Annotated in this window: 10 protein-coding genes; 7 read left to right on the plus strand and 3 right to left on the minus strand. The window is 63.9% G+C overall.

All coding sequences use genetic code 11. From position 1 onward, the window contains the following. The first annotated feature begins 163 nt into the window (after positions 1–163). The gene (locus ABID59_RS26945) at positions 164–1,807 is read left to right on the plus strand and encodes a porin (protein WP_354085394.1); all 1,644 of its coding nucleotides are present in this window, start codon (positions 164–166) and stop codon (positions 1,805–1,807) included. A 50-nt stretch (positions 1,808–1,857) separates the two neighbouring features. On the opposite strand, the gene gor is transcribed toward ABID59_RS26945, so the two are convergent. From gor to rpiA, 3 genes are all read right to left on the minus strand, one after another. Further along, a complete protein-coding gene (gor, locus tag ABID59_RS26950) occupies positions 1,858–3,258 on the minus strand; it encodes a glutathione-disulfide reductase (RefSeq protein WP_354085395.1) in 1,401 nt (466 codons plus the stop codon). Between the two features lie 79 nt (positions 3,259–3,337). Continuing rightward, on the minus strand, positions 3,338–3,850 hold the full coding sequence (locus ABID59_RS26955) for a DUF2059 domain-containing protein (protein WP_354033825.1): 513 nt from the start codon (positions 3,848–3,850) through the stop codon (positions 3,338–3,340). A 1-nt stretch (position 3,851) separates the two neighbouring features. Next, complete coding sequence (rpiA, locus tag ABID59_RS26960; protein ID WP_354085396.1) at positions 3,852–4,577, minus strand: ribose-5-phosphate isomerase RpiA; 726 nt, start codon at positions 4,575–4,577, stop codon at positions 3,852–3,854. A 166-nt stretch (positions 4,578–4,743) separates the two neighbouring features. On the opposite strand from rpiA, the gene ABID59_RS26965 reads away from it, so the two are divergent. The 6 genes from ABID59_RS26965 (at position 4,744) to ABID59_RS26990 (ending at position 11,068) form a co-directional block, all read left to right on the plus strand. Further along, positions 4,744–5,442 carry an HAD family hydrolase gene (locus ABID59_RS26965; RefSeq protein WP_148753174.1) on the plus strand — a complete coding sequence of 233 codons (699 nt, stop codon included), beginning with the start codon at positions 4,744–4,746 and terminating at the stop codon, positions 5,440–5,442. A 132-nt stretch (positions 5,443–5,574) separates the two neighbouring features. Beyond that, positions 5,575–6,057, plus strand: a complete 483-nt coding sequence (locus ABID59_RS26970) for a hypothetical protein (RefSeq protein WP_354085397.1) — start codon at positions 5,575–5,577, stop codon at positions 6,055–6,057. A gap of 150 nt (positions 6,058–6,207) precedes the next feature. Beyond that, a complete protein-coding gene (moaA, locus tag ABID59_RS26975) occupies positions 6,208–7,242 on the plus strand; it encodes a GTP 3',8-cyclase MoaA (protein WP_148753176.1) in 1,035 nt (344 codons plus the stop codon). A 172-nt stretch (positions 7,243–7,414) separates the two neighbouring features. After that, positions 7,415–7,996 (plus strand): TRAP transporter small permease subunit, encoded by a 582-nt coding sequence (locus ABID59_RS26980; RefSeq protein ID WP_354085398.1) that lies wholly within the window; start codon positions 7,415–7,417, stop codon positions 7,994–7,996. A 29-nt stretch (positions 7,997–8,025) separates the two neighbouring features. Further along, entirely contained in the window at positions 8,026–9,681 is a 1,656-nt protein-coding gene (locus ABID59_RS26985) for a TRAP transporter large permease (protein WP_148753178.1), read from the plus strand. 97 nt (positions 9,682–9,778) lie between these two features. Beyond that, positions 9,779–11,068 (plus strand): M20/M25/M40 family metallo-hydrolase, encoded by a 1,290-nt coding sequence (locus ABID59_RS26990; RefSeq protein WP_354085399.1) that lies wholly within the window; start codon positions 9,779–9,781, stop codon positions 11,066–11,068. Positions 11,069–11,171 lie beyond the last annotated feature (103 nt).

The raw sequence follows: 11,171 nt of genomic DNA on the forward strand, positions 1-11,171 counted from the left end.
CGCCGCGCGACACGCTTTGTCGGGAATAGTTGCTGATCAGACACAGTCGGGCCGGAAAGCGAGCTAAACCACAAGAGCCCCGTTGTATATGGTATCTGGCATACATTAGCTTCCGCTTTATCCCGGGCCCATTGAGAGTCCGCGGCGATAGAGGGGAAACACGATGAGGAAGGCCTTTCTGCTCGGCACAGGCTTTGCAGCCCTTTGTGCAACCACGATTAGCCATCCCTTGAATGCTGCAACCATGGATGACGTCATTGCGCGCCTCGATGCGCTCGAGCGCAGCAACGCCAAGCTCGCGAAGGAGAACACGCAGCTTCGCGAACGCGTCAATCACATCGGCGAGTCGAAGGCCGCGGTGACGGCCGTTGCCCCGGCCTCGCCGAAGGGCAATCCGGTTCTGCACGCGGCGGTCGCGCCCTCACCAGCGCCTGCGCCCGAGCACACCGTCGTCAGCATCGGCGGCGCTCCGCTCTACAGCAAGGCGCCCGGCGCCAATCCGTTCATCGACAACACGACCGTGACGCTCTACGGCCACGTCGATCTCTCGGGCGACATCTTCAATGCGGGCGTCTACGACCAGGGGACGAAATTCGGGGTCTCCAGCAACCTCACCTATTTCGGCGTTCGCGCGCGGCACAACCTCGATCCCTATGGCTATCCCGGATGGGCGGCCATCGCGCAGTTCGAATCCCTTGTGGAAGTCGCGGCCGTTCCGACCGAACGCGCGGCGTTCGGCACGCGCGACAGCTTCCTCGGCATGGAAAGCCCCTGGGGCGCGATCAAGGCCGGCAAGGCGGACACGCCTTACAAGAAGGCGACGGCGAAGTTCGATCCGTTCTCGGCCACGCTCGGCGACTACAACTCGATCATGGGCAACACCGGCGGCGACCTCCGCGCCGAGTTCGATTGGCGCGCCGCGCATGCGATCTGGTATGAATCGCCGGTGTGGAACGGCTTCCAGGCCACCGTCATGCTGTCGCCCGGACAGAACACGGCGAGGGACAACAGCGACTTTGCGCTCGGCGATTTCAACTGTCCTGCGACATCGTCGCGCGGCAGCGGCTCGGGCTTCCCGCTGACATCGGCGCCGGAAGGCTGCACCGACGGCTCCTACGGCAATCTCTACAGCGCGTCGCTGACCTACAATCAGGCCGGGTTCACGGGGGTCGCCGCCTACGAATTCCACGAAGGAACCAACCGAACCGGCGACGAGGCGGTGACACCCCTGAGCAACGGCGGCGTTCTGACCGTGCCGGCGGGCGCAGTCGGCATCGCCAACGAATGGGCAGCGAAAGTCGGCGCGGGCTATAAGTTCAACGACATGATCGGAAGCCTGCAGCTCTACGGCATCTACGAGATCATGCGCCGCGAGCACACGGTTGCCGCCTTCAACGAGCGCTCGCGCGACGGCTACTTCGTGAGCGCGACCCAGACGGTCGACAAATGGGATGTCAGCGCATCATGGGCTCACGCCAACGCGTCGCCTGGCTCGCCGGGCACCGGCGTCCTCAATGCCTATCCCACCCCCGGGGTCACGGTCTCCGCTCCAGCCGGTGCCGCCGACTTCGCACTCAACAGTGTGGACTCAAGCGCGGACCAGTACGCACTCGGCGTGAAGTATCACTTCAGCCCGTTCGTGAGCTGGTACCTGGTGGGCAGCTATCTCCGCAACGGACCCGGCGCACATTACTGCCTCGGCGTCAGCGGGCATGGCTACGGTGTTTGCGGACGCGACGCCAACAACAACGTTGTTGCCGGCAACAAGGCCGAAGCGGTCACCACTGGCATGACGTTCGATTTCTGACCGGAAGAGAAGACAGCGGGGAGCCGGTCGCGGCTCCCCGTCGTGAGCGCCTACTCCGCCGCCTGGCGCACGTGACGCGCGGTCGGTGTGCGCATCGTCACCAGCTCTTCGGCCGCGGTCGGATGCAGCGCGATGGTCGCGTCGAAATCGGCTTTCGTCGCCTTCATCTTCACCGCAATCGCGACCACTTGCGTGACCTCGGCGGCGCCATCGCCGACGATGTGACAGCCGAGCACGCGGTCGGTCGAGCCGTCGACGACGAGCTTCATCAGCACGCGGGTATCACGGCCCGACATCGTCGCCTTGATCGGGCGGAACGTCGTCTTGTAGATGTCGACGTGGCTGAACTGCGCGCGCGCTTCGGTTTCCGTCAGGCCGACGGTGCCGACCTCCGGCTGCGAGAACACCGCGGTCGGGATGGTGGAATGATCGACCTGCACCGTACGCTTGCCGAACACGGTGTCGGCAAAGGCATGGCCCTCGCGGATCGCGACCGGCGTCAAATTGTGGCGATGGGTGACGTCGCCGATCGCGTAGATGCTGTCGACCGAGCTCTTCGAGAAATGATCGACCGCGATACCGCCATTCCTGGGGTTGATGGCGACGCCGGCCTTCTCCAGGCCGAGATTGGCCACCGCCGGATGACGGCCGATCGCGAACATCACCTGGTCGGACGCGAGGCTCGATCCGTTCGACAGATGCGTGGTGAATTCATCGCCATTGCGATCGAAATGGCGATCGACCCTGTTCACCGTGCAGCCGGTGAGAATGGTGATGCCCTGCTTCTCCATCTCGCTGCGGACGTGCGCACGGACGTCTTCGTCGAAGCCGCGCAGAATATTGTCGCCGCGATAGATCACGGTGACGTCGGAGCCGAAGCCGGCGAAGATGCCGGCGAACTCCAGCGCGATATAGCCGCCGCCCTGGATCACGATCCGCTTCGGAAGCTTCTTCAGATGAAACGCCTCGTTGGACGAGATCACATGCTCGATGCCCGGGATCGCCGCGCCGTGATTGGGCGCGCCACCGGTGGCGATCAGAATGTATTTTGCGGTGATCTTCCTGTCGTCCGCGAGCAGGCGAATGGTGTGCTTGTCCTCGATCAGCGCCCGGCTCTTGACGATCCGCGCGCCCGACTTCTCGACGTTGGTCGTGTAGGCCGCCTCCAGCCGCGCGATCTCCTTGTCCTTGTTGGCGATCAGCATCGGCCAGTCGAAGGTCGCGGACGGAACGGTCCAGCCGAAGCCGGCGGCATCCTCGAGCTCTTGACGGAAATGCGAGCCGATCACGAACAGCTTCTTCGGCACGCAGCCGCGGATCACGCAGGTGCCGCCCATGCGGTACTCTTCCGCGATCATCACGCGGGCGCCGTATCCGGCCGCGATACGGGCGGCACGCACGCCGCCCGAACCGCCACCGATGACAAAGAGGTCGACGTCGAATTCAGCCATTGTCCACTCCGACCTCTTCAACCCAAGCCGCGACGCGCTTTGGGGCTTCCTGATCAGCTATCCTGTCAGATAGGTATTGTCACATTTCCTTGCCACGCTTCTTCATCTCGGCGCGGAACGCGCTCGCGACGACCTCGGAGAAGTTCTGCGCCCACGCGTTCATGACCTGCATGCTGAGGCTGATGGCCTTGGGCTCGTTGGTGATCAGCTTCTGGCCGAGCGGCGACTTGTAGAACGCGACGAGATCCTTCAGCTCCTGCTCGGTGAACTCGCCGGCATAGACGCCCACCATGCCATCGCCGATCTCCTGCTCGCGGCCGGCAAGCTGCTTGGTGATGATCGGGGCGAGCTCGTTGAGATCCTTCTGGTAGTTGAGGTTCTGGCCGATCAGCGTGCCCTTGACCTTCTCCACCATGCCGGGCACGGCGTTGGCGTACATCGCGCTGGCATTCTTCAGCGTCAAAATCTCCCTCGCCGCCGCAATCGACGCCGCAGAGGGTGCTGCCGGCTGCTGCGCGATCGCAGGCGCTGCCCCCAGTGCGAGCGCGAAGGCGAGGCACGCAGCAGGCACGATCTTCAAAACACTCTTCATTCTAGTCTCCTTTCGGCTTTCGCCGTTCAATCACGCGAATTCCTTCGCCACCCGCCAAAACAGCCGAGCTGGCCAAGCCGATGAACAACCCATGCTCGACCACGCCGGGGATCGCGCTCAACGCCCTGGCGAGGCTGGGCGGATCCACAATACGTCCGAGCTGGGCATCGACGATCCAGTGGCCGCCATCGGTGACGAAAACGTGGCCATCCTTGTCCCCGCCCTTGGCCTTGCGAACCGCCATTTGCCCGGAAACGCCGCATTCCGCAAATGCCTTCTCGATCGCCCGACGCGTCGCGCCGAGCCCGAACGGAATGACCTCGATGGGCAGCGGAAAGCGGCCGAGCGTCGGCACCCATTTGGTGTCGTCGGCAATCACGATCATGCGATCCGAGGCGGCCGCCACGATCTTCTCACGCAGCAGCGCACCGCCACCGCCCTTGATCAGGTTGAGCTCGGGATCGATCTCGTCGGCGCCGTCGACGGTAATGTCGAGATGCTCGATCTCATCCAGCGTCGTCAGCGGCACGCCGCAACGCTCCGCATCGGCGCGGGTCGCCTCCGAGGTCGGCACGCCGATCACCTTGAGTCCGGCGGCGACGCGTTCGCCCAGCAGCTCGACGAAATGCTTGGCGGTCGAGCCGGTGCCGAGGCCGAGCTGCATGCCGTCACGCACCTCTTCCAGCGCGCGCGCCGCAGCCTGCCGCTTCAACTGGTCCATGTTCACGTTTGGGCTCGCCTCTCAAATCAGGAGTGCCGCAGGTATCGTCGGCCGCGGCGGGCCTATGTAGCCTCGTTTTTCCCCGGAGAACAGGGTCTGGGAACAGGCCTATAAGCCGATCTTATGATCCCGCCCCTTGCGCCGGTACGGCCGGGCCGTTAGCGCTGGGACCATGACCTCCCCCTACACCCTCGTCTTCGATCTCGACGGCACGCTTGTGGATACGGCGCCCGACCTGATCACTGCGCTAAATCACGTGCTCGACCGCGAAGGCCTGCCGCCGGTGCCGATGGCCTCGGCCCGCAACATGATCGGCGCCGGCGCCCGCAAGCTGATCGAGCGGGGCCTGGAGGCCGAGGGCCGCACGGTCACGCCGGCCGACATGGACCGGATGACGGCAGATTTCATCGCCTATTACGCCGACCATATCGCGGTCGAATCGCAGCCCTTCGAGGGGCTGCTGGACGCGCTCGACCTGTTTGCGGCCCAGGGCCATCGTCTCGCGGTCTGCACCAACAAGCTGGAATGGCTGTCGAAGCGGCTCCTGGACCAGCTTGACCTGAGCCGGCGGTTCGCGGCGATCTGCGGCGCGGACACTTTTGGGGTCCAGAAGCCCGATCCGACCATTTTCCGCGAGACCGTGGCGCGGGCCGGCGGCGAGGTCAAAGCCAGCATCATGGTCGGCGACGCCGGGACCGATGTCGGCGTCGCCCGGCGCGCCGGGGTGCCCGTGATCGGGGTCAGTTTCGGCTACACGGACGTGCCGATCGCCGATCTGAAGCCGGACCGGCTGATCCATCACATGCGCGACCTGCCGGCCGCCGCCCACAGCCTGATGACGGTTTCGGCGCCAGGCAAGGCCCTGATATAGCTGGGTTATTCCAGAGAACCCCGCGTTAACCATCTATTAACTATGCGCGCTCCGCCGGTTGCTTGCCTCAGGCGACGCTCCTAAGGTCCGGACGGGGTTATGTGGCGGTTCGTCGCAGTAAAGTGGATGGTCATGCGTCGTGTCATCGCGATTGCGCTAGCAGGAGCGAGCCTGGGTGGCTGCTCCTCGATGTCTTGGGACATGTTCAAATCGGCACCGCCAACGGTCCAGGTCCGGCTCGAATCCAATCCCCCGGGGGCCGACGCCAGGACGTCGCTCGGACCGGGCTGCAAGACCCCCTGCTCGGTCTCGGTTCCCGCGCCGGAGGCCCCGTTCACGGTCGACTACGTCTTCAACAAGTACCAGCCGACCAGCGTGCCGGTGAACGTGATCAAGAATCCCGGCGATTTCACCACGCCCGCCTCGGTAACCACCGATCCAAACCCGGTGTTCGCGGAGCTTCAGCCGGCGGTGCCGCCCAAGCCCGCGAAGAAGAAGCCGCACCGGCCGAAGAGGCCGAAACCGGCCGCAGCCGCACCCGCCGCGGCGCCGACCGATGCTGCAGCGCCCGCAGCCGGTTCTGCGTTCCCCGATCCGAATGCGGGCAAGCGTTAATCCAAGCGTTGTCAATCCAAGCGTTGTTAATCTATGTATACCACCCGATTGTCCTCTGCCTGCGCGATGCTTAGATTGCGTCCGGAGCATCGCTGAAGCAAAGATGCGTCCGTCGCCGTAAGTGACCAGGCAGTTGGCAAGGCAGTTGGTATGAACGGATCTCCCGCGACCTCCCGCACCGCGCTCTCGAGCGCGATGACCGATCCGTTCGGGCGGACCATCACTTACCTGCGCGTCTCCGTCACCGATCGCTGCGATCTGCGCTGCTTCTATTGCATGTCGGAAGACATGACGTTCCTGCCCAAGGCCGATCTGCTGACGCTCGAGGAACTCGACCGGCTCTGTTCCGCCTTCATCGCCAAGGGCGTGAAGAAGCTGCGGCTCACGGGCGGCGAGCCGCTGGTCCGGCGCAACGTGATGTCACTGGTACGTTCGCTGTCGCGCCATCTCGCCAGCGGCGCGCTGGGCGAGCTGACGCTGACCACCAACGGCACGCAACTCGCAAAACATGCCCGGGAGCTCGCCGATTGTGGCGTTCGCCGCATCAACGTCTCGCTCGACACGCTCGATCCCAGGAAGTTTCGCGAGATCACGCGCTGGGGCGAGATTGACAAGGTGCACGAGGGTATCGAAGCCGCGCGCGCCGCTGGCCTCGCGGTGAAGATCAACGCGGTGGCGCTGAAGAACCTCAACGAGGACGAGCTCCCCGATCTGATGCGCTGGGCCCACGGCAAGGGCATGGGGCTGACCTTGATCGAGGTCATGCCGATGGGCGAGATCGGTTCGGGCCGTATCGACCAGTATCTGCCGCTGTCGCTGGTGCGCGCGCGGCTCGCCCAGCAGTTCACGCTGACGGACCTCGCGGAAAGCACCGGCGGCCCGGCGCGCTACGTCAGTGTCGCCGAGACCGGCGGCAAGCTCGGCTTCATCACGCCGATGACCCACAATTTCTGCGAATCCTGCAACCGGGTACGCATCACCTGCACGGGCACGCTGCACACCTGTCTCGGCCACGAGGATGCCTCCGATTTGCGCAAACCTCTGCGTGCATCCGACGACGACACGCTGCTTGCGGCTGCGATCGATCGCGCCATCGGGCTGAAGCCCAAGGGCCACGACTTCATCATCGACCGCCGCCACGACCGTCCCAGCGTCTCCCGGCACATGAGCGTGACCGGCGGCTAGTTGACCCGCCGACGCCCGGGCAATTTCCCTTAACTATCAGCAAACTTCCAATTGACGGACGGCACGCCCGCTGGTTTTGTGCGGCGGCCTCATGCCTGCGCGGCGAGACAAGCCGAGCGCGCCGAGTCGGCGCAGACAAGACGGCCGGGGCACAAGCGGGGAGGACCTATCATTGACAGCGCTCCTGAAATTGAGCGGCAGGATCGACGCGTTTACACGCTGGACCGGCAAGCGCCTAGCCTGGCTGATTCTCGTCGCCGTCATCATCTCGGCGGCAAATGCGATCGTGCGCAAGGCCTTCGACACCTCGTCCAATTCCTGGCTCGAGCTACAGTGGGTCCTGTTCAGCATCGTGTTCCTGCTGTGCTCATCCTGGACGCTGCTCGACAACGAGCACATCCGGATCGATATCGTCAACGCCATGCTACCGAAGCCGGCTCGCAACATCATTGACGTGATCGGACACCTGTTCTTCCTGATCCCGCTGACGGTCGTCATGCTTGTCACCGGCGTGCCTTTCTTCCTGCGCTCGTTCCAGATCAACGAGCAATCAGGCAATGCCGGCGGCCTCCCGCAATGGCCGGCCAAGTCACTCGTCATGATCGGCTTCGCGCTGCTGCTCGTGCAGGCCATCTCCGAGGTGATTAAACGGGTCGCCATCATGCGCGGCATGATTCCGGATCCGCACGAGTCGCAGATTTCGGCGCTGGAGGCCGAAGTCGAGCACCTCGTTGAAGCGATCGAAAAAAAGTAGTTGGCGAGCGGCCTTCGTAGGGAGTTTCAATGACCGCGTTTATTATCGCCAATATGGCGCCGATCATGTTTGCGTCGCTGGTGTTCGTGCTGCTGCTCGGCTATCCGGCGGCGTTTTCACTCGGTGCCGTAGGCCTGTTCTACGCCGTGATCGGCATCGAGCTCGGTCAATTCCATCCGGACTTTCTCCAGGCCCTGCCCGAGCGCGTCTACGGCGTAATGAACAACGACACGCTGCTAGCTATTCCGTTCTTCACTTTCATGGGGCTGGTGCTGGAGCGTTCCGGCATGGCCGAAGATCTGCTCGATACGATCGGCCAATTGTTCGGCACCATCCGCGGCGGCCTCGCCTATGCCGTCGTTTTCGTCGGCGCGCTGCTCGCGGCCACGACCGGCGTGGTCGCCGCATCGGTGATCTCGATGGGCCTGATCTCGCTGCCGATCATGCTGCGCTACGGCTACGACCGCCGCGTTGCGACCGGCATCATCGCCGCGTCCGGCACGCTGGCGCAGATCATCCCGCCTTCGCTCGTTCTGATCGTGATGGCTGACCAGCTCGGCAAGTCGGTCGGCGACATGTACGAGGGTGCATTCATTCCGGGTCTCGTGCTCGCAGGCCTCTATGCCGGCTACGCTTTTCTCGTCAGCTTGATCTTTCCAAAAGCGGTGCCGGGTCTTCCGAAGGAGGCGATCGGCTTCCGGGAGGACAGCGGCAGCCGCGGCCTGACGTCGCTCGGCGTGCTGTTCCTTGCGAGCTGCGTCTTCGGCTGGTTCATGATGCGGAATTCGGAGACGCATGGCGCCGACTTCGTCGTGCTGAGCATGTTCTTCGGCATCATCTTCGCGTTCGCCGTCGCCGTCGTGAACTGGATCATCGACAAGCTCACGGGCTTCCGTTTCCTTTCGAAAATGGCGCAGCAGACTACCTTCGTGATGGTGCCGCCGCTGTTCCTGATTTTCCTGGTGCTGGGCACGATCTTCATCGGCATCGCCACCCCGACAGAAGGCGGCGCGATGGGGGCCGCCGGCGCCCTGATTCTCGGTGCCGCGAAGCGGCGGCTGAACTGGGACCTGGTTCGCCAGGCCACCGAATCGACGGCCAAGCTGTCTGCCTTCGTCGTTTTCATTCTGGTCGGCGCGCGCGTGTTCTCGCTCACCTTCTACGGCGTCAGCGGCCACGTCTGGGTCGAGCATCTCCTGACCTCGCTGCCCGGCGGTCAGATCGGTTTCCTGCTCTTCGTCAACGCCTTCGTGTTCGTGCTGGCGTTCTTCCTCGACTTCTTCGAGCTCGCCTTCATTGTAATCCCCTTGCTCGGCCCCGCCGCCGAGCATCTCGGCATCGACCTGATCTGGTTCGGCGTCATTCTCGGCGTGAACATGCAGACCTCGTTCATGCACCCGCCGTTCGGCTTCGCATTGTTCTATCTGCGCTCGGTCGCGCCGAAGGAGCGCTATAATGACCGCGTCACCGGCAAGCGCATGGAGCCGGTCACGACCGGCCAGATCTATTGGGGCGCGGTGCCATTCGTGGTGATCCAGGTCATCATGGTCGTGCTCGTGATCATGTTCCCGTCGATGGTGATGCACTACAAGGGCGTGCAGTCGACCGTCGATCCGAACACCATCAAGATCGAGATCCCGCAAATCGATCTGCCGCCACTCGATTTCGGCCAGCCACAGAAGTAGCTGACGCGGACCCGCGCACGATCGAGAAGCCGACCGGCGTGACAAGCGCCGGAAACGCAGGCATACCGGGCCATCCTCCAACAATGGACCGCCGCGCATGTCCCGATCGCTCCCTGCCCCATCGTTCGTTGGTTCGTTGATCGCGTCGCTCTGGCTGGCATGCGCCGCAACCGTCGCGCATGCCGCGCCGGTGGCGGATGTCCATACACTGGCGCAGAAGGAGCAGCAGCCGCTGCTCGACACGCTGCGCGATCTCGTCAGCATCGAATCCGGCAGCAAGGATGTCGAGGGCCTGAACCTGATCGCAGGCCGCGTCGCCGACCAGCTCAAGCAGATCGGCGGCACGGTGGAGATCCTGCAGCCCACCGACATCTATCGCCTCGACGACACGCCGGAGAAGATCGGCCCGGCCGTGCACGCCGTCTTCAAGGGCACCGGAGCTAAGAAGATCATGCTGATCGCCCATATGGACACCGTGTACCTGAAGGGCATGCTGAAGGACCAGCCGTTCCGCATCGACGGCGACAAGGCCTACGGCCTCGGCATTGCCGACGACAAGCAAGGCGTCGCCCTCATTCTCCACACCGTGGCGATGCTGCAGAAGCTCAACTTCAAAGACTACGGCACGCTCACCGTGCTGACCAATGGCGACGAGGAGATCTCCTCGCCCGGCTGGCGCAGCACCATCACCAAATTCGCCGCCGATCAGGACGTCGTGTTCTCGTTCGAGGGCGGCGGCACCGACGGCACGCTGCGGCTCGCCACCAGCGGCATCGGCTCGGCCTATCTCACGGTGACCGGCAAGTCTTCGCATGCGGGCGCGCGGCCGGAGGGCGGCATCAATGCGCTCTATGAGCTCTCGCACCAGGTGCTGCAGATGAAGGACCTGTCAAAGCCCGAGCAGGGCCTGAAGCTGAACTGGACCGTCTCCAAGGCCGGCACCAACCGCAACGTGATCCCCGCCGAGGCCACCGCCCAGGCCGATGCGCGCGCGCTCAAGGTCGCCGATTTCGACGAGCTGGAGAAGGCGCTGCAGGACAAGATCAGGAATCGCCTGCTGCCCGATTCCAAGGTCGAGCTGAAGTTCGAGGTGCGCCGTCCGCCGCTGGAAGCCAACGACGCCTCGCGGCATGTCGCGGCCTACGGCAAGACGATCTATCAGGAGCTCGGGATGCCCCTCAAGGTCGACGAGAAGGCGACAGGCGGCGGCACCGATGCCGCGTTTGCCGCGCTCAAGACCAAGGGCGCCGTGGTCGAAGGAATGGGCCTGTCGGGCTTCGGCGCGCATTCCAACGATGCCGAATATGTGAAGCTCGACACCATCGTGCCGCGTCTCTACCTGACCACGCGCATGATCATGGATCTGTCGACCGGCAAGCTGAAATAGCGGCCCCTTGTCCAGCGGATGGATTGGTAACAGAACAGACCGGATGGATGGGTGACACTGTTCATGATTTGGTCGGCTCCGGCGCTGCGCTAGCGCAGCGCCG

Origin of the sequence: Bradyrhizobium sp. S3.3.6 (genome assembly GCF_040546905.1) — a bacterium.
GTDB classification, from domain to species: Bacteria; Pseudomonadota; Alphaproteobacteria; order Rhizobiales; family Xanthobacteraceae; genus Bradyrhizobium; species Bradyrhizobium cytisi.

Excerpts from the sequence above, each read along its gene's own strand:
- ABID59_RS26945 (WP_354085394.1), top strand. The coding sequence starts at position 164 with ATGAGGAAGGCCTTTCTGCTCGGCACAGGCTTTGCAGCCCTTTGTGCA.
- ABID59_RS26970 (WP_354085397.1), top strand. The coding sequence starts at position 5,575 with ATGCGTCGTGTCATCGCGATTGCGCTAGCAGGAGCGAGCCTGGGTGGC.
- ABID59_RS26965 (WP_148753174.1), top strand. The coding sequence starts at position 4,744 with ATGACCTCCCCCTACACCCTCGTCTTCGATCTCGACGGCACGCTTGTG.
- gor (WP_354085395.1), bottom strand. The coding sequence starts at position 3,258 with ATGGCTGAATTCGACGTCGACCTCTTTGTCATCGGTGGCGGTTCGGGC.
- ABID59_RS26985 (WP_148753178.1), top strand. The coding sequence starts at position 8,026 with ATGACCGCGTTTATTATCGCCAATATGGCGCCGATCATGTTTGCGTCG.
- ABID59_RS26955 (WP_354033825.1), bottom strand. The coding sequence starts at position 3,850 with ATGAAGAGTGTTTTGAAGATCGTGCCTGCTGCGTGCCTCGCCTTCGCG.
- moaA (WP_148753176.1), top strand. The coding sequence starts at position 6,208 with ATGAACGGATCTCCCGCGACCTCCCGCACCGCGCTCTCGAGCGCGATG.
- ABID59_RS26990 (WP_354085399.1), top strand. The coding sequence starts at position 9,779 with ATGTCCCGATCGCTCCCTGCCCCATCGTTCGTTGGTTCGTTGATCGCG.